The 22783-nt window shown below is 66.9% G+C and carries 26 protein-coding genes; 9 read left to right on the forward strand and 17 right to left on the reverse strand.

From position 1 onward, the window contains the following. Positions 1–4 precede the first annotated feature (4 nt). Positions 5–517 carry an OsmC family protein gene (locus ABW16_RS00780; protein WP_047317223.1) on the reverse strand — a complete coding sequence of 171 codons (513 nt, stop codon included), beginning with the start codon at positions 515–517 and terminating at the stop codon, positions 5–7. Between the two features lie 102 nt (positions 518–619). Here ABW16_RS00780 and ABW16_RS00785 point away from each other — a divergent pair, with 102 nt between their 5' ends. Continuing rightward, positions 620–973, forward strand: a complete 354-nt coding sequence (locus tag ABW16_RS00785) for a hypothetical protein (protein ID WP_046283854.1) — start codon at positions 620–622, stop codon at positions 971–973. A gap of 65 nt (positions 974–1038) precedes the next feature. Here the strand turns inward: ABW16_RS00785 and ABW16_RS26705 are convergent, their stop codons facing one another. Continuing rightward, on the reverse strand, positions 1039–1353 hold the full coding sequence (locus tag ABW16_RS26705; protein ID WP_047317224.1) for a hypothetical protein: 315 nt from the start codon (positions 1351–1353) through the stop codon (positions 1039–1041). A 97-nt stretch (positions 1354–1450) separates the two neighbouring features. Here ABW16_RS26705 and arr point away from each other — a divergent pair, with 97 nt between their 5' ends. Further along, on the forward strand, positions 1451–1861 hold the full coding sequence (gene arr, locus ABW16_RS00795; RefSeq protein WP_047317225.1) for an NAD(+)--rifampin ADP-ribosyltransferase: 411 nt from the start codon (positions 1451–1453) through the stop codon (positions 1859–1861). On the opposite strand, the gene ABW16_RS26845 is transcribed toward arr, so the two are convergent. The 8 genes from ABW16_RS26845 to ABW16_RS00835 form a co-directional block, all read right to left on the reverse strand. After that, on the reverse strand, positions 1798–2109 hold the full coding sequence (locus ABW16_RS26845; RefSeq protein WP_200900592.1) for a hypothetical protein: 312 nt from the start codon (positions 2107–2109) through the stop codon (positions 1798–1800). The genes arr and ABW16_RS26845 overlap by 64 nt on opposite strands. A gap of 204 nt (positions 2110–2313) precedes the next feature. Then, entirely contained in the window at positions 2314–2634 is a 321-nt protein-coding gene (locus ABW16_RS00800) for a HigA family addiction module antitoxin (protein WP_047317226.1), read from the reverse strand. Further along, positions 2609–2890 carry a type II toxin-antitoxin system RelE/ParE family toxin gene (locus ABW16_RS00805; protein WP_047317227.1) on the reverse strand — a complete coding sequence of 94 codons (282 nt, stop codon included), beginning with the start codon at positions 2888–2890 and terminating at the stop codon, positions 2609–2611. Before ABW16_RS00805 ends, ABW16_RS00800 begins: the two co-directional genes overlap by 26 nt. Before the next feature lie 66 nt (positions 2891–2956). After that, positions 2957–3220 (reverse strand): type II toxin-antitoxin system RelE family toxin, encoded by a 264-nt coding sequence (locus ABW16_RS00810; RefSeq protein ID WP_047317228.1) that lies wholly within the window; start codon positions 3218–3220, stop codon positions 2957–2959. Beyond that, positions 3217–3501: a type II toxin-antitoxin system Phd/YefM family antitoxin gene (locus ABW16_RS00815; RefSeq protein WP_047317649.1), complete on the reverse strand. Its 285-nt coding sequence runs from the start codon at positions 3499–3501 to the stop codon at positions 3217–3219. Before ABW16_RS00815 ends, ABW16_RS00810 begins: the two co-directional genes overlap by 4 nt. 257 nt (positions 3502–3758) lie before the next feature. Continuing rightward, the gene (locus tag ABW16_RS00820) at positions 3759–4766 is read right to left on the reverse strand and encodes an alpha/beta fold hydrolase (RefSeq protein ID WP_047317229.1); all 1008 of its coding nucleotides are present in this window, start codon (positions 4764–4766) and stop codon (positions 3759–3761) included. 323 nt (positions 4767–5089) lie between these two features. Beyond that, positions 5090–6289, reverse strand: coding sequence for an acetyltransferase (locus tag ABW16_RS27020; RefSeq protein ID WP_082133891.1), 1200 nt, complete (start codon positions 6287–6289; stop codon positions 5090–5092). A gap of 10 nt (positions 6290–6299) precedes the next feature. Next, entirely contained in the window at positions 6300–6692 is a 393-nt protein-coding gene (locus ABW16_RS00835) for a nuclear transport factor 2 family protein (protein WP_052956730.1), read from the reverse strand. Between the two features lie 122 nt (positions 6693–6814). Here ABW16_RS00835 and ABW16_RS00840 point away from each other — a divergent pair, with 122 nt between their 5' ends. Further along, positions 6815–7141, forward strand: coding sequence for an NAD(+)--rifampin ADP-ribosyltransferase (locus ABW16_RS00840; protein ID WP_047317653.1), 327 nt, complete (start codon positions 6815–6817; stop codon positions 7139–7141). Here ABW16_RS00840 and ABW16_RS00845 read toward each other — a convergent pair. Together ABW16_RS00845 and ychF are read right to left on the reverse strand one after the other, a co-directional pair. After that, positions 7078–7389 carry a hypothetical protein gene (locus ABW16_RS00845; protein ID WP_200900594.1) on the reverse strand — a complete coding sequence of 104 codons (312 nt, stop codon included), beginning with the start codon at positions 7387–7389 and terminating at the stop codon, positions 7078–7080. The two genes, ABW16_RS00840 and ABW16_RS00845, sit on opposite strands and share 64 nt — an antisense overlap. Before the next feature lie 112 nt (positions 7390–7501). After that, positions 7502–8575, reverse strand: a complete 1074-nt coding sequence (gene ychF, locus ABW16_RS00850) for a redox-regulated ATPase YchF (protein WP_047317230.1) — start codon at positions 8573–8575, stop codon at positions 7502–7504. A gap of 71 nt (positions 8576–8646) precedes the next feature. On the opposite strand from ychF, the gene ABW16_RS00855 reads away from it, so the two are divergent. Beyond that, positions 8647–9768, forward strand: a complete 1122-nt coding sequence (locus ABW16_RS00855; protein WP_047317231.1) for a DUF6542 domain-containing protein — start codon at positions 8647–8649, stop codon at positions 9766–9768. Here the strand turns inward: ABW16_RS00855 and ABW16_RS00860 are convergent. Continuing rightward, positions 9765–10781: a 4-hydroxy-3-methylbut-2-enyl diphosphate reductase gene (locus tag ABW16_RS00860; RefSeq protein WP_047317232.1), complete on the reverse strand. Its 1017-nt coding sequence runs from the start codon at positions 10779–10781 to the stop codon at positions 9765–9767. The genes ABW16_RS00855 and ABW16_RS00860 overlap by 4 nt on opposite strands. A gap of 96 nt (positions 10782–10877) precedes the next feature. Between ABW16_RS00860 and ABW16_RS00865 the strand changes: the two genes are divergently transcribed. From ABW16_RS00865 to ABW16_RS00885, 5 genes are all read left to right on the forward strand, one after another. Then, a complete protein-coding gene (locus ABW16_RS00865) occupies positions 10878–11477 on the forward strand; it encodes a lipid droplet-associated protein (protein WP_047317233.1) in 600 nt (199 codons plus the stop codon). After that, on the forward strand, positions 11474–12730 hold the full coding sequence (xseA, locus tag ABW16_RS00870; protein WP_047317234.1) for an exodeoxyribonuclease VII large subunit: 1257 nt from the start codon (positions 11474–11476) through the stop codon (positions 12728–12730). Before ABW16_RS00865 ends, xseA begins: the two co-directional genes overlap by 4 nt. Continuing rightward, the gene (locus ABW16_RS00875) at positions 12720–12962 is read left to right on the forward strand and encodes an exodeoxyribonuclease VII small subunit (protein WP_047317235.1); all 243 of its coding nucleotides are present in this window, start codon (positions 12720–12722) and stop codon (positions 12960–12962) included. The genes xseA and ABW16_RS00875 overlap by 11 nt, the downstream gene beginning before the upstream one ends. 54 nt (positions 12963–13016) lie before the next feature. Next, positions 13017–14126, forward strand: coding sequence for a 3-beta-hydroxysteroid dehydrogenase (locus ABW16_RS00880; RefSeq protein WP_047317236.1), 1110 nt, complete (start codon positions 13017–13019; stop codon positions 14124–14126). Between the two features lie 101 nt (positions 14127–14227). Further along, on the forward strand, positions 14228–17416 hold the full coding sequence (locus ABW16_RS00885; protein ID WP_047317655.1) for an adenylate/guanylate cyclase domain-containing protein: 3189 nt from the start codon (positions 14228–14230) through the stop codon (positions 17414–17416). Here ABW16_RS00885 and ABW16_RS00890 read toward each other — a convergent pair. The 4 genes from ABW16_RS00890 to ABW16_RS00905 all read right to left on the reverse strand — a co-directional run bounded on the left by ABW16_RS00890 (position 17397) and on the right by ABW16_RS00905 (position 22620). Next, positions 17397–18914: a PE-PPE domain-containing protein gene (locus ABW16_RS00890; protein WP_047317656.1), complete on the reverse strand. Its 1518-nt coding sequence runs from the start codon at positions 18912–18914 to the stop codon at positions 17397–17399. The two genes, ABW16_RS00885 and ABW16_RS00890, sit on opposite strands and share 20 nt — an antisense overlap. Before the next feature lie 171 nt (positions 18915–19085). Then, on the reverse strand, positions 19086–21668 hold the full coding sequence (locus ABW16_RS00895; RefSeq protein ID WP_109519434.1) for an ABC transporter permease: 2583 nt from the start codon (positions 21666–21668) through the stop codon (positions 19086–19088). Then, positions 21668–22438, reverse strand: a complete 771-nt coding sequence (locus ABW16_RS00900; protein WP_082133894.1) for an ABC transporter ATP-binding protein — start codon at positions 22436–22438, stop codon at positions 21668–21670. Before ABW16_RS00900 ends, ABW16_RS00895 begins: the two co-directional genes overlap by 1 nt. Continuing rightward, a complete protein-coding gene (locus ABW16_RS00905) occupies positions 22435–22620 on the reverse strand; it encodes a hypothetical protein (protein WP_047317238.1) in 186 nt (61 codons plus the stop codon). Before ABW16_RS00905 ends, ABW16_RS00900 begins: the two co-directional genes overlap by 4 nt. Between the last annotated feature and the right edge of the window lie 163 nt (positions 22621–22783).

A 22783-nucleotide genomic window follows, 5' to 3' on the forward strand; every position in this document is an offset into this window, starting at 1 on the left:
GCCGCTACCCGATCTCCAGCGTGCTGCGCACCGGAGTGACGTTGGTGGTCAAATCCAGTACCGGGCAGTGCTTTTCGACGACCTGGTGCAGTTCCCGGTACCGCTCTTCGGTTTCCGGGCCGGTCACGGTGACAACCACCCGCACCTCCTTGAAGCCGGGGCGGACCGCGTCGTCCAGCCCGAAGAACCCGCGCACGTCGAGATCTCCCTCGGCGCGCCCGGTGATCTCGTCGACCGCGATACCCAGCTTCTCGGCCCAGTACCGCCAGGTGACCACCTGGCAGGACAGCAGTGACCCCAGGTAGTACTCGACCGGATTGGGGGCGGTGTTCTCACCGCCGAGCGCCGGCGGCTCGTCAACTTCGACCGTGTATTGGCCCAGGGTGATCGTGCTGGCCACTGCGTCATGGGCTACGGCAGAGGCACGGAAGACGACCTGGGAGCCGGCCGGGTCGGCGGCGGCCGGGTCACTGGTGGCGGCGACGACGGCGGCCAGGCGAGTTGTCGAAGAAGTCATGCCGGTAAGGGTAGAGACCCGCCCTCAGGTCGGCGAACGACGCGGCCACCAGGTCGTCGGATCGAATACCATTTGCCGCCGCCAGGGGCTAGCCTGAGCGACGTGGAGGTACTACGACACGTAATAGTTCTGCTGCACATCGTCGGATTCGCGGTGACCTTCGGCGCGTTGATCGCCGAAGCCGCGGCACGTCGTTTCCAGCTCACCCCGGTGATGGACTACGGCGTGGTGCTGTCGTTGCTGACCGGACTTGCGCTGGCCGCGCCCTGGCCCGCTGGAGTGGTGCTCAACTACCCCAAGATCGAGATCAAGCTGGTGATCCTGATCGCCCTGGGCGCCGTTCTGGGCATCGGCCGGGCCCGGCAACGCAAGTCAGGCGGGGAAGCCCCTCGCCCGCTGTTCTACGCCGCGGGCGCGCTGGCCCTGACGGCCGCCGGGCTGGCCGTCATCTGGTAGCCGTCACGCAACGCTGGTTTCGATCAACGTGATCGTGACGACGAACGTCCCCTAGCTGTAGGTTCTTACGGCTGGTTGTTCAGATCTCGCCGGGACTCGGCCATCGCGCGCCTGACTTCAGCGTTCTCCCGCCTAGCCGCGGCTTGCTGACGGTCCGCTCGGTCGTCGACGCGTTGTAGTCGCTCCCGCTCGCGCTGCGCAGTTGCTCCCTCACGCTCGTCCGCACGCGCCTCTCGATCGTCTGCGTCCTGTTCGCGAGTGTCTGCGATCTGGTCCCGCTGGTCAGCGGCGCGATCTCGTTCATCAGCGACTCGCTCGCGCCGCAGCAGCTCCGCCTCGCGCTGCGTGAGGGCCTTCTGACGGTCATCGGATGCGACCACAGCTCAACCCTAGCGCCGCGACCGGGCCGCTGTGTGGGCGCCGGCCGGGCCGACGCAGCCACGAACCCGCAGGGCGCGGGTCGCTACCCTTTAACCGATGGACGTGATCGACGACGAAGGCCCGTTCTTTCACGGCACCAAGGCTCAACTGGTGGTTGGTGAACTGCTCAGCGCGGGCTTCCGGTCCAACTACCGGCCCGAGATCGTGATGAACCACATCTACTTCACCGCGCTAGTCAACGGTGCAGGGCTGGCGGCCGAGCTCGCGGCCGGCGACGGGGAGCCGCGGGTGTATCGCGTCGAACCGACCGGGGAATTCGAGAACGACCCCAATGTCACCGACAAGAAGTTCCCCGGCAATCCGACCCGCTCGTATCGCAGCAGTGCACCGCTGGTCGTTGTCGAAGAGATCCTTGACTGGCCGCGACTGACACCCGAGGCCCTTCAGGAATGGCGTGATCGGCTGGCCGCGTTGCGCGCTGACGGGCTCGACGAGATCATCAACTGAGCGACGCTCCCGAAGACGTTGCTTCCGGCAACCATCCGCTGAAGAACAACGGCACCGCCGGCGGCCACTGCCCGGTACGGGACGGTGACGCGCTCGATGGACAGCCGCACGGTGTCGATCAGCCCAGTCACCCGGCGCCGCCTGGCACGAAGCTTCACCACATAGTGGCCTCCGATGCACGCCGCAGCCACCACCACGACAATCCAGAGCAGCGCCGCCACCAGATAGATCACCTCAACCACCGACATGAGGATGACCCTCCCCTACCGCCGTCGCGGTGAGGTCACCGGCGAGACACACGTCGGTGACTTCTCGTTCGGTGCTCTCCGCGCTCCTTGGAGAGGTGATCGCGGTGAAACCGGGCGGTCAGACGCGCGCGTGGCCCGCAATGAGCGAAGCACCACATCTCGTACGAGACTCCATTGACCCGCAAGACTTTCCGTCATCAGCAGCTACGCACGCTCCAAAGGCGTGATGGCCTCGACCTGATCCATCAGCGCACGACGCTGGGTCCGGAGTTCGTAGTGCGACTGAAGGTTCATCCAGAACTCCTCCGACGTCCCGAAGTACCGCGCCAGACGGATCGCCGTGTCGGCCGTGATTCCACGCTTGCCGTGCACGATCTCGTTGATCCGACGCGGCGGCACACCGATGGACACGGCCAGCTTGTTCTGGGTGATCCCAAAGCCCTCGATGAAGTCCTCCATCAGGATCTCCCCCGGATGGATCGGCTCGATCCGATCCGAGTCAGTGGTAGTCGATGAGTTCGACATCTTCTGCACCTCCTTCTGTCCAGACAAAGCAGATTCGCCATTGGGCATTCACCCGGACACTGTGCTGTCCGCGACGATCACCGCCCAGTCGTTCCAAGCGGTTGCCCGGAGGGATTCGAAGATCGTCGACGACCTTGGCTGCGTGGATCAGTTCGAGTTTCCGCAACGTCGCCCGCTGGATCGTCCGATCCACACCCGTGACGTACCGCTCCTGCCAGATCCGCTCGGTGTCCTTGTCGCCGAACGATCTGATCACGAGACCATCGTATAACGCATCTCGTCAATAACGTTATACGTTAAACCGATACTCCACCACGTTCCGTCACCGATAAACATCACCACGATGCCGTACGTCGATAACCCGGACAACGACGACGTCCTCGTGGATCTCGTAGACAACCCGAAACTCGCCGCGCCGCGCCGACCAGCGATCAGCCAACTCGTCGCGCAGGCGCTTGCCGACCCTCTGCGGGTTCTCGGCAAGCGGACCGCGAATGAACTCCCAACAAGCCGCGGCGACCACCTCGGGAAGCTCCTCGCACAAACTTCGCCGGGCGCGCCGAGTCAGCTCGACCCGGTACGTCATGAAGTGATGATGCCCCTCGCACGGAGTTCGGCCTCCACCTCGTTAAGCGGGTAGACGCGGCCGGCCGCGATATCGGCGTCCGCCTCGCGAATGGCCTCCATCGCTTCTCGATCACCCAGAATCTCGAGCGTCTCTATGAGTGAGTCGTAGTCGTCGGCGCTGATCAGCACGGCGGCGCGGCGCCCGTTCTTGGTGACCTCCACCCGCTGATGCGTGCGCACGGCCTCATCCACCAATTTGGACAGGTTGGCCCGCACCTCAGCGAGCGGCAGCGTAGTCATGTACAGAATTCTAGCGCGGCGGAAGACGGGCGCGGTGACGCTAGGCGAATGAACCAGGGCACGCATGGAAACTCGCTGGTCAGGGGCCACGATCGACTGCGCCGACCCAGTTCGGATGCCAACATTCTGAGGGCCGCTCCTCGGAATCGAGCCCTCGGATGAGGGCGACGAGGGCGTAGTTCTGGGCAGTCTGGCGCTGCCCGTTTCCCCCCGTTCGGCGCGTTCAGACCATCGGTCATGACGCCAGGCCCCGCGGGTCAGGTTGCGCTGCGGACGTCGCTCAACGCGCGCAGCAACTCCTCATCCGGATCCGCCACCGCTGGGTCGGCCGCTCCGTCGGTGAGCAGCCGACGCCACCGTTCCAGGTCGAAATCCAGCGGCACCGTGCTGGTGATGAAGTCGTCGACGAGGTCGGCGAAGCGTAGCGGGTCGTCACGGAACGGGAAATGACCGGAATCGACGAAGGTTTCCAGCCGCGAATGCGGCATAGCGGCGTGTGCGAGCTTGGCGTGCGAATACGGCAGCACCAGATCGTGGGTGCCCCAGACGATCATGATCGGGAGCCGTTCGGTGAGATAACTGCGGTCGAGCATGGTGACCATCTGCCCGCGCCAATCCACCACGGCGCGCAGCGTCCGCACGAACGCCGCCCGCTTGTTCGGCGAACTCAAATCACCTAGCACCCGCAAGATCTCGGGCAGATCGACCAGAAGCGCAGGCAGGTTCACCTTGTCGATCTGCCCCCGAACCATCCGAAGCGCTGTCTCCAATCCTGGCACTGAAAGTGCGGCCAGCGCCTGCGGTGCGGCCGGCAGCGACGCCAGCCGCAGCGCGGGGTTGACCTCACGCTTCACACCGCCGGCTGCCACCAACACCAGCCGCTCAACCATCTGTGGGTACTGGTAGCAGAACTGCATCGCCACCCCGCCGCCCAAGGAGTGCCCGATGACCGTCACCCGGTCAAAACTCAAGACCGACAGCAGATCTCGCATGCCGTTGGCGAACGCGGCGACGGAATAGTCAGCGCGCGGCTGATCCGAGAGCCCGTGACCGAGGAGATCCGGGGCGATCACCGTGTACTTCTGCGCCAGCAGCGGGATCAGCGGCTTCCAGGTCGACGAATTGTCTCCAATCCCGTGGATCAACAGCAGCGGCGGCCCGTCCCCGGCCACCCGATACGCCCGGCGATATCCGTGCACGGTTCGGTATTCGACTCGGGCCGGATCATCCGAAACCGTCCGCAATCGAGGCTTGCGCGTAACCATTCAGCGCTCCCTCCATCCGCAGTTACCCTTCAGCTAACCGCCTACCGACCCTTTGCGCACCCGATGTTTCAATGATTTAACGCGCGACCCGTTTCCACCGCCTGGCCCGCTCGCAGCAACCCGTTGTGAGCTGAACCACCCCGGGTTTGATGCACGCCTTGATGTGCACCGAAACCGGGGCATCTCAGTCAGCCGTCTTACGTGGTGAGCCTCATGGAGTTCGTGGACGGTGAGGTGGTCCGCGAGACGCAGTATTTCGGCGACCCCTTCAGCCCCGGACCATCGCGCGTTCAATGGGTCGAACCCATCGACTGACCGCGGTCTCAGACGTCGGCGGCCTGCCGGATCAGGTCAATCAGCGTCGGAACCAACGCCACCACATGGTCGTAGTGGTCGCGCCAGTCCACCTGGGCGAGGCCGAGGTAGTCCTGTCCGGCTAGCTCCAGCAGAACACGGTCCTGTCCGGTCAGTCTGGGTGCGACACGTTGCGCGGCAACGTCCTTGGCGACAATCTTCCCGGTCTCGATCGTGACCAGGATGCGAGCCAAGGTCAGTAGGAAGAACCGCTCCTCGCCCGCCGGGTCGTCCATGAGCTCGGGCAGCAAGGCGAGCTGGGCACTCCGCAGCAGATCCGGCGGCACCGAAGCGACGAGATCTTCGAGCGGCTGACCAAGCAACACCCGATGCGCGCTCTGGGCGGTGGCCAGCAGCACGGCTACGTCGGGGTCGGAAACCGCAGGCGGGACATGGCCGTCCAGCAGCTCCGCGCGCAGCCATTCGCCGAATTGAAAGTCGCGGCGGGGTGTCTGCGGCAACGGATCAACGTCGGTCACGACCAGGCTGGTCAGTTCCAACGGCCGACGATCGGCGACATCGGGGAATTCGGCAGCATGCCCGCGCCACCCGGACGCACGCAGCAGCACGGAGACCAGCGACGCCCGCTCGGACTCGGACAACGTCGCGCGGGTGAGGACCAACAGATCGACGTCGCTGTCTTGCCGCAGCCCGGAGCTTGCCGCCGAACCGTAGAGATAGGCCCCTACCAGCTCACCCGGCCGGTGCTCGTCCAGATAGCGCAGCACCGGCGTGAGCAGTGCGTCCATGTGCAGCAATGGGTATGGCCGGCCCGCGTCGTCACGCTCACTGCGACCGGTGACGACGAAACCGCGCCGAACGTAGAACCCGACCGCCTGCCCGTTCTGCTCATTGACGTCGACCAAGCAGACCTGCTGCTTGGCCATCGCGTGTTCGAGTAGAGCTGTCCCGACGCCATGGCCGCGGGCATCGGCGTGGACAAACAACATCTCCAGGTGCTCGCCCGCTGTGCCGGCGAAACCCACCGGCTCACCGTCTATCTCCGCGACCGTGAGACGAACCCCGGGAAAGTAGTTGTCCGCCAGCTGGCTTTCGATGGCCGCGCGGTCGGCTTCTGTCAGAAAGTCGTGCGTTGCGTCGACGGCGCTGCGCCAGATCGCCACCAGCCGGGGATATTCGGCCGGGCCGACGCAGTCACGAATCCGCACCGCGGTCAGGCTACCGGGTCAGTGCAGCCGAAAGCGCTTTGGTATCAGGAAGAATGATCTCTTCAACGACCTTGCCCCACACGATGCGCCCGAAATAGACGCCGCGGTAGACGAGCCGGCCGTCTTGTTCGGTGTGGTAGCGAGTCGCCACCCGTGTCGACCAAGGGCCGCCTTCGACGAGCGTCTCGTCGACCACGAACCGTAGGTTCGGCAACCGGGCCAGCAGCTGATCGCGCAGCCAATTGCGCACCGTCTCAGCCCCGCGAAGGTCGGCGGACAATTCGTGGTCACCGAGGAACACGAAGTGGATGTCATCGGCCAGCGGAGTTTCGTCGAACCGCTGCTCGGACAGTCGTTGCCACCCGGCCGCAGCCTGCTTGCGTACCAACCAGCGATAGATCATCGTGCGAGCGTATGCCGCCAATGGAGCCGTGGCGCAGGAACAGCCGATGCTCCAATCGATACCCTCGACCCAATGGACGCGATCGACGACGAGGCCCGTTCTTTCACGGCACCAAGGCCGAACTGGTGGTTGGGGACCCACTCACCACCGGCTTTTGCTCCAACTACCGACCCGAGATCGTGATGAACCGCATCTACTTCACCGCGCTGGTCAGCGGTGGCACGCCGCGGGTGTATCGCGTGGAACCCACCGGTGAGTGCGAGAACGATCCCAACGTCACCGACAAGAAGTTCCCCGGCAATCCGACCCGCTCCTACCGCAGCAGCGAGCCGCTGCGCGTCGTCGAAGAGATCCACGATTGGCCGCGACTGACGCCCGAGGCGCTTCAGGAATGGCGCGACCGGTTGGCGGCGATGCGAGCCGAGGGGATCGACGTAATCATCAACTGAGCGATGCTCCCGAAGACTCCGCTGCCGGCAACTACCCGCTGATGAACGGCGACACCGCCGGCGGCCACTGCCCGGTACGGGACGATGGTGCGCTCGATGGACAGCCGCACGGTGTCGATCAGCCCGGTCACCTGGCGCCGCCTGGCACGAAGCTTGATCAGGTAGTGGCCTCCGATGCACGCCGCGGCCACCACCACGACAATCCACAGCACCGCCGCGACCAGATAGATCGCCTCAACCACCGACATGAGGAAGAGCCTCCCCTATCGCCGTCGCGGTGAGGTCACCGCCGAGACACACGTCGGCGACTTCTCAGCGGCCTCACGCTCCTCGGCGAAGGGACCGCGGTGTTCTCGAGCGTCACACGTTGAACCGGAACTCCACCACGTCCCCATCGGCCATGACGTAGTCCTTGCCCTCCATGCGCACCTTGCCGGCGGCCTTGGCGGCGGCCATCGACCCGGCCTCGACCAGGTCGTCGTAGGAGACCACCTCGGCCTTGATGAAGCCCTTCTCGAAGTCGGTGTGGATCACCCCCGCCGCCTTGGGTGCGGTGTCGCCCTGGTGGATGGTCCAGGCTCGCGCCTCCTTGGGCCCGGCGGTCAGGTAGGTCTGCAACTTCAGGGTGTGAAAACCGGCCCGTGCCAACGCATCCAGGCCGCGCTCGCTCTGCCCGATCGACTCCAGCAATTCCATCGCCGACTCGTCGTCGAGCTCGGCGAGCTCGGCTTCGATCTTGGCGTCCAAAAACACCGCGTCGGCCGGGGCCACCAGCTCCCGCAGCGAGGCGACCCGTGCGGCATCGGTGAGCACCGACTCGTCGGCGTTGAACACATACAGGAACGGTTTGGTGGTCAGCAGGTTCAGCTCGCGCAGCGGCGCGGTGTCCACCCCGGCGGCGAACAGGGTCTTGCCGGTGTCGAGGATCGCCGCGGCGGCCACCGCGGCCTCGTGCACGGGCTTGCGGTCTTTGTTGTTGCGGGCTTCCTTTTCCAGCCGAGGGATCGCCTTCTCCAGGGTCTGCATGTCGGCCAGGATCAGCTCGGTGGCGATCACCTCGATGTCGGCTTCGGGATCGACCTTGCCGTCCACGTGCACCACGTCGTCGTCGGCGAAGACCCGCACCACCTGGCAGATGGCGTCGCACTCGCGGATGTTGGCCAGGAACTTGTTGCCCAGGCCGGCGCCCTCCGAGGCACCCTTGACGATGCCGGCGATGTCGACGAACGTCACCGGCGCGGGCAGGATCCGCTCGGATCCGAAGATCTCGGCCAGCTTGGCCAGCCGGGGGTCGGGCAGCGGCACCACGCCCTCGTTCGGCTCGATCGTCGCGAACGGGTAGTTGGCGGCCAACACATCGTTGTGTGTCAGCGCGTTGAACAGGGTCGACTTACCAACGTTGGGCAACCCCACGATTCCCAGGCTCAGGCTCACAGGGAGCCAAGTCTAAAGCCCGGGGCGTGCCGCCGTGCGCCCCCGCCGCCGCCAGCCGGTACCGTCAGTGTGTGGCAGTAGCGCGGGAGAAGTCGGCAGTGGCAGCTGACCACCGTTCGATTTTGCCGAGCATCGCCGGTTTGCCGTGGTGGAGCGCCGTGGCGGTGGCGGTGGTCGCGACCGCGATCGGAGTGGCGTTCGACGCCGGCTCCGGAGACAAAGAACTGACCATCGTCTTCTCCACGCTCTACGCGATGGGGTGTATCGCCGCGGTGCTCATGGTGCAGCAATCGGCGGTGTTCACCACGGTGGTTCAGCCGCCCTTGATCCTGTTCGTCAGCGTGCCCAGCGCGTACTGGATGTTGCGCGGCGGCGGCTTTCCCGGCCTCAAGGCCATCGTCATCAACTGCGGCTATCCCCTGATCGAACGATTCCCGTTGATGGTGTTCACGGCCGCAGCCGTATTGCTGATCGGGATGGTTCGCTGGTACCTCGGCATGCTGGGCGGAACCGCGAAGCGCACTACCGAGGACGACGGCACCCCGAAACGGGCCACGCTCAGCGACCGAATCGGCGCCATGCTCACCTCGGCCCTCAACCGCAACCCCGCGCACGCCATCGAGCGGCCGGCGCCGCGTGAGCAGCGCAAGGGTCAGCGTCCCCGCCGCGCCACCGCGGAGGCCCGTCGGGCCGCGCGGGAGTCCGCCGGGGCCGGGTCGCGGACCCGTTCCACCGAGCGCCGCGGTGCGGCCAACGGCTCGGCGCCGACGCGTTCGCGGCACGTCCGGCCGGACATGGACGCCCGCGCCGCGGAGCACCCGCGCCCGCGCCGCCGCCCGACAGCCGACGGACGTGACGAGCCGATGCAGCGCCGCCGGCGCCCGGCCCCCGAGGGGTACGACGAGCGGCAGCCGCGACGCCGGCCGGCACCCGACTGGCAAGACGAGCCGCGGCGGCGGCCGCGCCCGCCCCAGGACGCGTCACGCTACCGCCCCACCGAAGCATCCGAATCGCTGCCCCGCCGCCGGCCGGCGCCGACGGCCGCCGAGGGCCGTGGCAACGGAACCGGCACCCGCCACCCCGTTTCGCAGGTGCGCTACCGCAGGTCCGGCGGCGACGAGGCCGACGCGCAACCCCGCACTCGCTCGCGTCAACCGCGCGACGAAGCCGACTCCTGGGAGTTCGACATCTAACGGCGACTCGGCCGGATCTCGCGGGGCAGGGCAAACACCAAAGTCTCATTGGCGGTGGCCACCGGGAACACCGTGCCGTAGCCGTACTCGGCAAGCCGCTCCAGCACACCGCGAACCAGGATCTCCGGCACCGACGCACCGGAGGTGACGCCGATGGTCTGCACCTGGCCGGCTTCGGGAGCCAGCCACGCCGGGTCGATGTCCTCGGCGTAATCGACCAGGTGGGCGGCCGTGGCACCGGCGCCCAGCGCCACCTCGACCAGTCGGCAGGAGTTCGAGGAGTTGCGCGAGCCCACCACAATCACCAGCTCGCACTCCGGGGCCATCGCCTTGACCGCGGTCTGGCGGTTCTGGGTGGCGTAGCAGATGTCGTCGCTGGGCGGGTCCTGCAGATTCGGGAACCGCTCACGCAGCTTGACCACCGTCTGCATCGTCTCGTCGACGCTGAGCGTGGTCTGCGACAGCCACACCACCTTGTTCTCGTCGCGTACCTGCACCGAGTCCACGGCGTCCAGACCGTCGACCAGCTGCACGTCGTTGGGGGCCTCGCCGATGATCCCGACGACCTCTTCATGGCCGGCGTGGCCGATCAGCAGGATGTCGTAGCCGTCCCGGGCGAATCGTTTGGCCTCGTTGTGCACCTTGGTCACCAGCGGGCAGGTCGCGTCGATCACCCGCAAGCTGCGGTCGGCGGCCGATTCGTGCACGGTCGGGGCCACGCCGTGCGCGGAGAACACCACCATCGCGCCTTCGGGAACCTCGTCGGTCTCGTGCACGAAGACCGCACCCTTGTTGGTCAGGGTGTCCACCACATGCTTGTTGTGCACGATCTCGTGCCGCACGTACACCGGGGCGCCGTGCTTCTCCAGCGCCCGCTCGACCGTCTCGACCGCCCGGTCCACGCCCGCGCAGTAGCCACGTGGCTCCGCCAGCAGCACCCGCTTGCCGGCGGGGGCGCCGCTCACCTGCGCGGCTGAACTGTAGGCGATCTCCACGTCGACGGTTTGGGGCATGGCAACCAGCGTACGGTCTGCCGACGCGAGACCGCCAGCTCGCGTCACGCCGGTCAATACTTGGAGATGACCGGCAGGTAAGGCAGGCTGGGGGCCATGGCAACTGCACCCTTTGGAGTCCGGCTTCTGGTCGGCGCGGCCACCGTCGCGGTCGAGGAGACCCTGAAGCTGCCGCAAACCATCCTGACCTACCCGATGACGCTGGCCAGCCAGGCCGCGCACGCGGTGATGCGCTGGCAGCAGGGTGTCGCCGAGCTGGTCAACAAGGGCGACACCACCCTCGAGTCGCTGTTCCCGCCGAAGGACGAGCAGCCGGAGTGGGCGACCTTCGACGATGATCTCGAAGACGGCGTGGACGGCAGCGCCGCGACTTTCGACGACGACACCGGCCCGCGCACCGAGGGGCGGTTCGCCCTCTATTCCTTCAGCGAAGACGGAGCCGCCCCGCCGAGCGCACCCGCCGACAACGACGCGCCCGCCGGCCGGAAGGACGCCGCCAACGCAGACGCGCCCACCCCCGACCTGGTCGACGAGCTCGACTACGGGTCGTTGACCCTGGCCCAGCTGCGGGCCCGGCTGGCCTCGCTCAGCCTCGATGAGCTGGAGACCCTGCTCGCCTATGAAGAGGCCACCAAGGCCCGGGCACCGTTCCAGACGTTGCTGGCCAACAGGATCACCCGCACCACCGCCAAGTGACCGCCCCCGCGCCGGGCGAGTCCGCCGAGAACCCGTTCCCGGTCCGCGCGGTTGCCATCCGGGTCAAGGGCTGGATCGACCGGCTGGGATCGGTGTGGGTGGAGGGCCAGCTCACCCAGATCAATCTGCGTCCGGGCGTGCGGACGGTGTTCATGGTGCTGCGTGACCCCGCCGCCGACATGTCGCTGACGGTGACGTGCAGCCCCGAACTGGTGGCGTCGGCGCCGGTCAAGCTGACCGAAGGCACCCAGGTGGTGGTCTGCGGCAAACCCAACTTCTACACCGCCCGGGGCACCTTCTCCCTGCGCCTGAGCGAGATCCGCGCCGTGGGCATCGGCGAACTACTGGCCCGCATCGAGCGGCTGCGTCGGCTGCTGGACGCCGAGGGGTTGTTCGACCCGCGACTCAAACGGCCGCTCCCGTTCCTGCCGGGCACGATCGGCCTGATCACCGGGCGCGCCAGCGCCGCCGAGCACGACGTGATGACGGTCGCCGGTGGTCGCTGGCCGGCGGTGCGCTTCGCGGTGCGCAATACCGCCGTCCAGGGGCCGACCGCCGTCCCCCAGATCGTCGAGGCGCTGCGCGACCTGGACGCCGACCCGGCCGTGGAGGTGATCGTGCTGGCCCGCGGCGGCGGCAGCGTCGAGGACCTGCTGCCGTTCTCCGACGAAACCCTGTGCCGGGCGATCGCGGCGTGCCGCACCCCGGTGGTCAGCGCGATCGGCCACGAACCCGACAGCCCGCTGTGCGATTTGGTCGCTGACCTGCGCGCAGCCACCCCCACCGACGCGGCGAAGAGGATCGTCCCGGACGCCGCCGCCGAACAGGCGCTGGTCGACGACCTACGCCGGCGCAGCGCGCAGGCCGTACGCAACTGGGTGATACGCGAGGACCGGGTGCTGAAGCAGTTGCGCAGCCGACCGGTGCTGGCTGACCCGCTGCGCGCGCTGACCGAGCGCGGCGAGGAGGTGCGGCGTGCCCTGGCCGCGGTGCGCCGTGATGTCACTCGGCTGATCACGGTGCAGACCGAACGGGTGGGGCACCTGGCGGCGCGGCTGGCTACCCTGGGCCCGGCCGCGACATTGGCGCGCGGCTACGCGGTCGTCCAGACTGTCGGCGCAGCGGGGCCGCACGTACTGCGGTCGGTCGACGATGCACCGGCCGGCACCCGACTGCGAATCCGGGTGGCCGACGGGGCCGTCGCGGCGACGAGTGAGGGGCGACTTCTTGAAGGACCCAGCGATGCCAGCTGAGCAATCCGATCCGGTGACACCCGTTAGTGAACTCGGCTATGAACAATGCCGTGACGAGCTGATCGACGTGGTGCAGCGGCTGGAGCAGGGCGGGATGGATCTCGACGCGTCGCTGAGCCTCTGGGAAAGGGGCGAGCAGCTGGCCAAGCGGTGTGAAGAGCACCTGGCCGGCGCCCGGCGCCGAGTCCAGGAGGCGCTGGATTCCGACCCCGGCGAGAACGGCCGCGCGTGACTTCCCTCTTTACAAGACCACGGGAACTGAAACACGTTCAGTTATGCTCGGCCGATGGGTGATCCATCACTGACTACTGAACTCGGCCGGGTACTGGTCACCGGGGGCTCCGGCTTCGTCGGAACCAATTTCGTCAAGACCCTGCTGGAACGCGGCTACCAGGTGCGGTCCTTCGACCGCGCGCCGTCTTCCCTGCCCGACCATCCCAACCTGGAGAAGTTGGAAGGCGACATCTGCGATCCCGAGACGGTGGCCGCGGCGGTCTCCGATATCGACACCGTGTTCCACACCGCCGCGATCATCGATCTGCAGGGCGGTGCGAAAGTCACCGACGAGATCCGCCGGCGCAGCTTCGCGGTCAACGTCGACGGCACCAAGAACCTGGTTCAGGCCGGGCAGCTGGCCGGGGTGAAGCGGTTCGTCTACACCGCATCCAACAGCGTCGTGATGGGCGGCAAAGCCATCTCGGGTGGCAACGAAACCATGGCCTACACCACCAAGTTCAACGACCTCTACACCGAGACGAAGGTGGTCGCCGAGAAGTTCGTGCTGGGCGAAAATGGCGTTGGCGGCATGCTGACCTGTTCCATTCGCCCGTCGGGCATCTGGGGTGACGGTGACCAGACCATGTTCCGCAAGCTGTTTGAAAGCGTGGTCGCCGGTCACGTCAAAGTTCTCATCGGCAGCAAGCGCGCCAAGCTCGACAACTCCTACGTGCACAACCTGATTCACGGCTTCATCCTGGCCGCGGAGCACTTGGTGCCGGGCGGGTCGGCCCCCGGCCAGGCCTACTTCATCAACGACGGCGAACCGATCAACATGTTCGAGTTCGCTCGACCGGTCATGGAGGCATGCGGTGAGCGCTGGCCCCGACTGCGGGTTTCCGGCCGAATGGTGCGTGATGTGATGTTCGCCTGGCAGTGGCTGCACTTCCGGTTCGGTCTGCCCGAACCGCTGTTGGAACCCGGTGCGGTGGAACGGCTTTACCTGAACAACTATTTCTCGATCGACAAAGCCCACCGCGACCTCGGCTACCGGCCGCTGTTCACCACCGAGCAGGCGATGGCCGACTGCATGCCGTACTACAAGGAGCTCTTCGCGAAGGTCAAGGCCGAAGCGCATCCGCACCTGGCGACGGTGGTCGCCGAGCCGCACCCCGAGTAGTCCGGCATCATTACTGGGAAGTTTCTTTCGGAACGCTGTATCCAGCCACGGGTCTGCGGTGACACGATAACGACGTGAACGGCGTTGGGCCGCCATCGGAACTGCCAGCCTTGGTGTGCAGTTCATGCGGCACTGGGCTGCCCGCGACCTTCAGGTTCTGCAACGAGTGCGGAACAGCAGTGCCGACTGCCCGGCCACCGGCCGAGTACAAGCAGGTGACGGTGCTGTTCGCCGACGTGGTGCGCTGGATGGACATCGCCGCAGCGGTGGGCGCCGAGCGTTTACGTGAGATCATGGCCGACCTCGCTGACCGCTGTGCGGCGGTGGTGCAGCGCTACGGCAGCACGGTCACACAGTGGACGGGCGACGGGATCATGGCGGTGTTCGGCGCCCCGGTCGCCCTGGAAGACCACGCGATACGGGCCTGTCGGGCGGCCTTGGACGTCCAAGAGGAGTCGAAGCGGCTTGCTGTCGATGTCGGTGAGCGCGATGGCGTCGAGCTGCGGTTGCGGGTCGGGTTGAACTCCGGTGAGGTGATCGCGGGCGGGATCGGCTCGGGCCCGTTCGGCTACGCCGCCGTGGGTGAGCAGGTCGGGATGGCCCAGCGGATGGAATCGGTTGCGCCGCCGGGTGGAATCATGCTCAGCGTCTCGACCGCCCAACTCGTTGAAGGCACGGCTGCACTGGGTGAAGTCGAGTTGGTTCGGATCAAGGGTGCCCGGGAACCGGTGCCCGCCCGCCGGCTGTTGGGCATGGCCGACCGCCATTCCGCTGTCCGGCGTGCTGAGTCGAGTCTCATCGGCCGGCGCGGGGAGCTGACCACCGTAGAGACGATGCTGGACCGCGCGATCCACGGTCAGGGCGGTGTGGCCACCGTGGTGGGGGCGCCGGGTATCGGAAAGAGCCGGATGGCCCGGGAAGCCGCCGCGACTGCGGCCGGTCGCGGGGTGGAGGTGGCGTGGGCGTTCTGCGAGTCGCATGCTGGCGACGTCCCGTTCCACGCAGTGGCGAGACTGTTGCGGGCAAGTCTCGGCGTGGCCGATCGGCGAGGCGAAGACGCCCGCGCGTGGGTCCGGGAACGCGTTCCCCATTCCGATCCGCAGGATCTGCTGCTGCTCGATGATCTGCTGGGCATCGCCGACCCCGACGTGGCCCTGCCCCAGATCGACCCGGATGTGCGCCGGAGCCGGCTGACCGGGCTGATCAACACCGCATCGTTGGCCCGCACCGAACCAACGCTGTTCGTCATCGAAGATGCGCACTGGATCGACATCGCCAGCGAATCGCTGATCGCCGATTTCTTGGCGGTGATCCCGCGCACCCCATCGATGGTGCTGATCACCTATCGCCCTGAATACCGCGGCGCGCTGATGCAGATACCCGGCGCCCAGCGAATAGTCCTTGCGCCACTGGATGATACGGAGATATCGGCGCTGATCGGCGAGCTTTTGGGGTCGCATCCCTCAGTCGGCGAGCTGGCCGCGATCATCGCCGGGCGAGCTGCCGGAAATCCGTTCTTCGCCGAGGAGATGGTGCGCGAGTTGGCCCAGCGCGGGGAGCTGGCCGGCGAACACGGCGACTACATCTGCCACACCAGGGCCGCGGACGTCACGGTGCCGGCCACGGTACAGGCGGCCATCGAGGCGCGCATCGACCAGCTCAGCAGCCAGGCCAAACGAACATTGAACGCGGCGTCGGTGATCGGGGCACGCTTCGGCGCGGAGTTACTGCCCGCACTGGGCGTCGATGCGGAGTTCGACGAGCTGCTCGGCGCGGAACTGATCGATCAGGTGCGTTTCACCCCGAGCGCCGAATATGCCTTTCGGCATCCGTTGATCCGCGCGGTGGTCTACGAATCACAGCTCAAATCCGATCGCGCCCAGTGGCACCGGAAGCTGGCCGCCGCGATCCAAGAACGTGCTCCCGGATCGCTGGAGGACAACGCGGCGCTGATTGCCGAACATCTGCAGGCCGCGGGCGAGCTGAACGCGGCCTACGCCTGGCACATGCGGGCCGGCGCATGGTCCACCAACCGCGATCTGGTCGCGGCCCGGGGCAGCTGGGAGCGGGCCCGGCGCATCGCCGACGCACTGCCTGCCGACGACCCAGACCAACTGTCGATGCGCATCGCCCCGCGGACCATGTTGTGCGCCACCGACTGGCAAGCCCGAGAGGTCCAGGAAAGCCGTGGCCGCTTCGAGGAGCTGCGGGAACTGTGCAGCGCGGCCGGGGACCAGGTGTCGCTGGCCATCGGGATGACCGCGCTGGCCACCGAGCTGATCTACGCGGGCCGCTCACGTGAAGGCTCGCAGCTGGCATTCCAACAGATGGCGCTGTTCGAGTCGATCGGCGATCCCTCCCCGACCATGGGGTTGGCGTTCATGGCCTTCGTCAACTGGCTCTGCGTCGGGGAATTCGGTGCGATCCTGCGGTGGTCGCAGACCATCGTCGACCTGGCCGCGGGCGACCCCGCCAAAGGTGCCAACTTCGGTGTGGGATCGCCGCTGGCGATCGCGTTGGCATGGCGCGGCACTGCTCGGTGGTGGTTGGGTCGTCCCGGATGGCGTCAAGACATCGATGATGCCGTCGCGATGGCCCGATTAAGCAACGCGGAAACCCTCGGCAGCACCGTCGCCTGGACCTACGGTTTCGCGATGCAGTACGGGGTGCTTCGGCCCAGCGACTCCGCGCAAAGCGCGTGCGAGGAGGCGGTGCAATCGGCCCAACGCGCCAGCAGCGACCGCGCACTGGGTTTGGCCGGCTACGCGTTAGGGGTCGTGCTGCTCAACCGGGACAACGCGGCCGACCGTCATCGCGGGCTGGAATTGATCATGCAGTGCCGCGACATATGGCTGCGCAAGCGCGCACTCTTCCTCATCCCGGTCACCGACGTCTGGGCCGCCCGGGAGACGGCCCGCGCCGGCGACCGCGACGGCGCCATTGCGACGATGCGCGAAGCGGTCGACGACTTGCGCCATGCCGGAAACGTCTTCTATGGCATGTGGGGCACCGGCGTCCTGGTGGAGACGCTGCTGGAGCGCGGCACAGCCGACGACCTCGCCGATGCCGAAGAGGCGATCGACTGGTTGGCGAGCCTGCCGACCGGTCAAAGTTCGGCGATGTGCGAGATCACGCTGCTACGGCTGACCGCGCTGCTCTGCCGTGCGCGCGGCGACGAGGCCGCCTACCTGGAGATGGTGAATCGCTATCGCGCCCTGGCGGAATCGCTCGGCTTCGAACGCCACATCGACTGGGCGGAGGCAATGCTGGCTAGGAGAACAGCTCGATGAAGTTGTCCACGGTGCCCAGGACGGCGAACAGCGCTGGTGCGGCACCGAGAAGCGCGTCGAAGGGGACCAGACCTGAATAAGCCGCCAGTGGAAGCCCGATCGCGTCAAGAAGGTCACCGGCCTGGAGCTGGTCGACAAAGATGTTCGCGGCGTATGCGGGGAGGCTGGTGAACAGCGCACTGACCGCGTCGGCGGCGGGCAGCAGCGCCGAGTAGTCGTAGGCCAGCGTGCTGTTGATCATGGTGATGATGTCGGCCGGCGGTGAGTTGAGCGTCACGTCGGAAACCGGGAAGCCGGCGAGCGTGAGAATCCCCTCTATCACATCGTCGAATGTCGGGTTCTCCGGCGCGAATCCGTGGGTGTAGATCGAGTCCGCGAACGGCAGCCAGGGCGCGAGCTGCTCTTCGTAGCTGACTGGATTCGCAATGGCGTTGAGGGCGTCGTTGATTCCCTGCTGCAGGCCATTGCCCAGTGCCGTGGAAAGCTGGCTTAGGTCGATCTGCGGGAACAACCCGAACGTCGTGGGGACGTTCGCCGGCCCCTGATTCCATCCTTCGTCGATGCTGCCGTAGCCCAGGTTCACCAGGATCCGAGTGACGGGCTCCAGCAGGTCATACAGGGGCTGGCCGATCCCGGGCAGGAACAGCAGCGGCATCAGCAACGGCAGGCTCGCGCTCGGGATCATGTAGTAGTCGGTGAGGCCTTCGCCGGACAGCGCCTCGGATCCCGGCAGCAGAATCGCACTATCGATCTGCTCCGGGGTGAGGTTGGCGTAGATGAAGTGCTGGGTGAAGTTTCCGATCAGGGCGTTGAGGACCGACAACAGATTGAGCGGGTAGTGCGGAAAGTCGGCGCTGGCGTCGTATTCGAGGCTGTAGATGTCGGTCGGATACAGATCCGACGGGGTCGCGGGGCTGAACGGGAAGTTCGCGGCGGTGAAGGCCCAGCTGTTGCCGGCCGGAAAATCGAAGGTGCTCAACAGGCCGCCGTTGGGATTGTTGACATCGCCCACCAGCACGAAGTGCACCAGGTCGCTGGGGACACCCGCGTCGCGAAGTTGCGGCATGATCTGCGAGGCCACCCCCGCGCTCTGCGAGTAGCCGAAAACCACGACGGGATTCTCCGACGTCACCCCACCGGCGGCGATCTGGTTTTGGATGTCGGAGAGCATGATCGGTTGTCCGTGGCTCAGCGACGCCCCGAATCCCATGCTCTTGACGCCGGTGATCGGATAGAGCTCGTTGGGCAGCAGCGCGGCCTGCGTCGTGCCGGTGAAGCCGCCCGGCTGCAGATACAGCGTGTTGATCGCATCGAGAAACTGCGGGGGCGGCAGCACCGGGCCACCGCTGCCGTCGTAGACCAATGCCGTACCACCGCTGGCGAGTTGGATGTCGCGGTCCTGGGAGTCTGGCGGTGCCGCCACTGCGGGGACGGCGATCAGGTTGGCGCCGAGTACTGCTGCGGCCGTGATGAAATGCGGTCGCCGTATTGCCTGCATGGCCATCTCCCGTCATGGTCAGGAACGCCCGAATTCGCTTGGCGCTCCGCTGCCAGGATCGTCACCCACGTTGGGGTAAGCCGCGCTCAGTAACGCGCCACTGCAATCTCACGGTCTGCGCGGCCGTACCACTGAGTGGGGAGTTGAGCTGCCCGGCGCCCGCATCACACGTCAGGCGGTTCGCAGTACGTCGGCCGTCTCCAACCGCCGCGCATGGATCGCCGGATACACCGCTGCTGCCAACACCAGCACAGTCACCGCGGCCACCCCGGTTCGCAGCGGTAGGCCAAGCACATCACCGTCAATCTTGGTGCCGTAGAACACCGGTGAGCCCATCGACCAGAGATAGGTCAGTCCCACTCCCCCGAGCCCACCGAGTAGCGCCACCAGCAGGCCCAGCAGCCCGGCATGAGCCGCGACGACAGCCTGCTCCTGCCCGGGCCGTGCGCCGATCGCCCGCAACACGGCCCGCTCCCGCTTGCGTTGCACCAGCCCCAGGACGAAGACGTTGAGCACGCTCAGCCCGGCTGCGGCCATCACCACGTATGCGGCGACCGTCAGGGGCTCCAGAAATCGCGTGAGTCCGCCTGTGGCGGCAGTACGCCACTGCTGGTTGTCATACACCGACAGGCCGGCGCCCAGCGCCAGAAAGTCAGCGCGATGCGCGGTCGCCTCGGCGGCGGTCGGATAGCGCACGGCGATCTGATCGCGCGCCGCGGCCCAGTCCGAGCGCGCCACGGCTTCCGAGGCCACCACGATGTCGCCCACCGCGGAGTCATCGATCATCCGCGGTGAGATGATCCCGGCCACCCGGTATCGCTTCGATCCCGCCACGGTAGGCAGCTCGACCGTCCCGCCCCTGGCCACGCCGAGCCGGCTGGCGGCGATCTCGCTCAGGCCGATCTGCCCGGCCCGTAGCCCCTCCCAGAATGTGTCTGAGGCACCGGTCGGCTGGTACAACCCCTGGCTGAACCAGTCACCCGGCGTAACGCCGATGACGAGGCGCGCCAAGGTGCCCGAGGAGATCATCGACCTCCACCGCGACGACACGCTGTGCCCGTCGGCCGCGTCGGTTACCAGCGCCAGCGTGGCGTCGGGGAGTTGGCCGTCCCGCTGATCGAGTATCGACTGCGCGGTGATGAGCAAGGAGTCGGGCAATCGCTGGGCCTTCTGCGCTGCGACCTGCTCGGTGCCAAGCAACTGCATGCTCTGCGCCGCAATGGCCAAGCTTGCCCCGGTAGCCAGTATCGCCGCGGAGACGGCGAACAGCAGCGCGTAGCGCCGGACGTCGGCTCCCAGCAGACGCCCGACGTCGGGGCGGGCGACAGTCAACAGTTCGATCAGCAGCCGTGCACCACGCGGGGCGAGCCACACCGTCATCATCGCCACCCCGAACTGCCACAACGATATTGCGTTGATACCTACATTTGCAGGCAGCGACCCGTGTTCGAAGATCGTCATCACGACGAAGGCGCCCGCCAGCGCCGCCGTCCCGGCCAGCAGCGGCCAGATCGGGATGGTCCGGGCACGCTGCACCCCGCCGGCGCTCGCCATCGACGCCAACGGCCCCTCCCGGGCCAGCCGCATGGCCGGTCCGATCATCGCGAGGATTCCGCAGAGCGTCCCCGCCGCCGCGCCCACCACGATCAGGCTCGGTGTGAAGTGCGCTGTCACAGTGCCACCCGAGCCGGACAACATGGACCGCCCGAACCGGTCCACCAAGTAGCATCCCAGCAGAAAGCCGCCGGGAACCCCCGCCAGTCCCCCGAGAAAGCCCACCGCGGCGCCCTCGCCGAGCATTCCGCCAAACAGCCCGACCGGCTTGGCGCCGATCGCTCCGATGGTCCCCAGCACCGCCCGCCGATCCTCCACGGCCAACAGGATGGTGTTCATCGCGATGAGGAAACCGATCAAGACACCGCACAGCGCGGTCAAGTCAAGACTCTGTGTGGCGTTGGCGAACACGGCCGGCTGGTGCGGACGGGGCGGGCCTGCCGTTGCGACGCCGGCGATGACGCGGTCGATACCGGCGGTGATCTCACCGCCCGGTCTCGGCACCACGAACGCGCCGGTAGCGTAACCGCGCGCCGAGAGCAGGTCAGCGGCGATGTCCGCGGAGGGCGCCAACAGGACGTAGCCGCCGTTGATTCCCGACACGCGGTCGAACTCCGAGAACGTCCACCCCACATGCGCCGAGCCCGGGGGCAGACCGGGGATGCGCAGTTCGGCGCCGAGCTGCAGGTGATGGCGCTGCGCGATCACCGTCGGAATCTCCAGTGGCACACCGGGGCCGGCCGCGGGCTTCTCGTCATTGGCCCGCCGCTCGCAGTTGAACGAACCGACCAGCAGCTCGATCTGACACGACCCGCCCAGCAGGAAGAAACCCGGGGGCGACTGAGCGGCACGTGTGCCGCCGCCTCCGTCGATGTCCACCGGTGTCAGATTGGCGACGATCGGGATGACCGCCTGCGCTCCGGTCACCTCGGCGCTCAGCCGGTCCACCGTCTCGATCGGTAACCGGCCGTTGACGTTCGGAGTGACCTCGACCACCCCGTTGCCCGCGGCGTGGGCAAGCGACGGGCCGAACGCGTCGAACGGACGGACCAGCTCGGACTTGAGTACCAAGACCCCGAGAACCACCGTCACCCCCACCGCGACGCCGATCACACTGAGCAGGGTGCGGCGCCAATCGGCTGCCAATGCGGCGAGGTGGATCCGCCGAAAAGACAGCCATCCGAACGACGGTCGCGCCATCATCGCCTCGCGCCGGCTACGCCGGCGACTGCGTAAGCGCGACCGTCGACCAAGTGCACCTCGCGGGATCCGTAGCGGGCTACACCCCGGTCGTGTGTCACCACCACCACCGCGGTGCCGTCCTCATCAGACAGCGAGCGCAGCAGCTCCACGATTTCCATCGACGTACGCCGGTCGAGGTTCCCGGTCGGCTCGTCGGCGAGGATGACGGACGGCCGGGCCACCAGCGCACGCGCCACCGCGACCCGCTGCATCTGTCCACCTGACAGTTCCGCCGGCCGGTGTCTGGCTCGGTCGGCGAGCCCCACCCGGTGCAGCAGTTCCTCGGCGCGTGCGTCCGCTGACCGAGCCGACACGCCGTCGAGCACCAACGGCAAAGACACATTCTGGACGGCAGTCAGCATCGGCACCAGGTTGAAGAACTGGAACACGAACCCGAGGTTGCGTCGCCGGAACTCGGCGCGGGCCCGAGCGCTCATCGCCCACACGTCGTGACCGGCCACGGCGACCGTGCCGGTATCCGGCGCATCCAACCCGCCCGCGATGTGCAGCAGGGTCGATTTGCCGGCCCCCGACGGTCCGGTCACGACGACGAATTCTCCGGCGTTGACTCCGAAGTCGAACTCGACAAGCACGCTCACCTGCTCGTCTCCCCGGTGGTAGTGCTTGGCGACTCCCTCGAGCTGCAGTGCTGCCGGCTTCGGATCACCGCGATAGCGGTGTCGGCCGGAAGCACGCTGCTCACCGACCGGCGCGGGTTGCGCCGTCACAGGTGGCGCATCTCTCGCGCCATGGCAGCGTCCTCGAGAAAGAAGTTCAACGGAGATGGATAGTGCGTCCGTTCCGGCCGCCTCGCGGGGTGGATCATCGCCCGCAAGGCGTCGACTACATGGAAATGGTTCAAGCGCGGCGTCAGCAACGGATGGGCGTGCACCGCGGACAACGTGGACATGATGTGCGCCTTCTTTCTTCTGTCCTGCGATCTTGAAATCGTTGCTCGCGCCTGGCACGGCGAGCGCAGTAGCGGACCACTGCAATCTCGCCGGTTTGCAGTACTGCACTACCGAGCTCGTTCCACGGCACACCAGCGACCATTTCTTCAGGGCGCAGCAGCA

Source organism: Mycolicibacter heraklionensis (assembly GCF_001021505.1).
Classification (GTDB): Bacteria; Actinomycetota; Actinomycetes; order Mycobacteriales; family Mycobacteriaceae; genus Mycobacterium; species Mycobacterium heraklionense.

Coding starts and splice junctions, on each gene's coding strand:
- ABW16_RS00860 (WP_047317232.1), bottom strand. CDS start 10,781: ATGCCCCAAACCGTCGACGTGGAGATCGCCTACAGTTCAGCCGCGCAG.
- ABW16_RS00820 (WP_047317229.1), bottom strand. CDS start 4,766: ATGGTTACGCGCAAGCCTCGATTGCGGACGGTTTCGGATGATCCGGCC.
- ABW16_RS00895 (WP_109519434.1), bottom strand. CDS start 21,668: ATGGCGCGACCGTCGTTCGGATGGCTGTCTTTTCGGCGGATCCACCTC.
- ABW16_RS00845 (WP_200900594.1), bottom strand. CDS start 7,389: ATGTCGGTGGTTGAGGCGATCTATCTGGTCGCGGCGGTGCTGTGGATT.
- ABW16_RS00880 (WP_047317236.1), top strand. CDS start 13,017: ATGGGTGATCCATCACTGACTACTGAACTCGGCCGGGTACTGGTCACC.
- ABW16_RS00890 (WP_047317656.1), bottom strand. CDS start 18,914: ATGCAGGCAATACGGCGACCGCATTTCATCACGGCCGCAGCAGTACTC.
- ABW16_RS00800 (WP_047317226.1), bottom strand. CDS start 2,634: ATGTCGAACTCATCGACTACCACTGACTCGGATCGGATCGAGCCGATC.
- ABW16_RS00905 (WP_047317238.1), bottom strand. CDS start 22,620: ATGTCCACGTTGTCCGCGGTGCACGCCCATCCGTTGCTGACGCCGCGC.
- ABW16_RS00815 (WP_047317649.1), bottom strand. CDS start 3,501: ATGACTACGCTGCCGCTCGCTGAGGTGCGGGCCAACCTGTCCAAATTG.
- ABW16_RS00875 (WP_047317235.1), top strand. CDS start 12,720: ATGCCAGCTGAGCAATCCGATCCGGTGACACCCGTTAGTGAACTCGGC.
- ABW16_RS26845 (WP_200900592.1), bottom strand. CDS start 2,109: ATGTCGGTGGTTGAGGTGATCTATCTGGTGGCGGCGCTGCTCTGGATT.
- ABW16_RS00780 (WP_047317223.1), bottom strand. CDS start 517: ATGACTTCTTCGACAACTCGCCTGGCCGCCGTCGTCGCCGCCACCAGT.
- ABW16_RS00810 (WP_047317228.1), bottom strand. CDS start 3,220: ATGACGTACCGGGTCGAGCTGACTCGGCGCGCCCGGCGAAGTTTGTGC.
- ABW16_RS00835 (WP_052956730.1), bottom strand. CDS start 6,692: ATGATCTATCGCTGGTTGGTACGCAAGCAGGCTGCGGCCGGGTGGCAA.
- arr (WP_047317225.1), top strand. CDS start 1,451: ATGGACGTGATCGACGACGAAGGCCCGTTCTTTCACGGCACCAAGGCT.
- ABW16_RS00865 (WP_047317233.1), top strand. CDS start 10,878: ATGGCAACTGCACCCTTTGGAGTCCGGCTTCTGGTCGGCGCGGCCACC.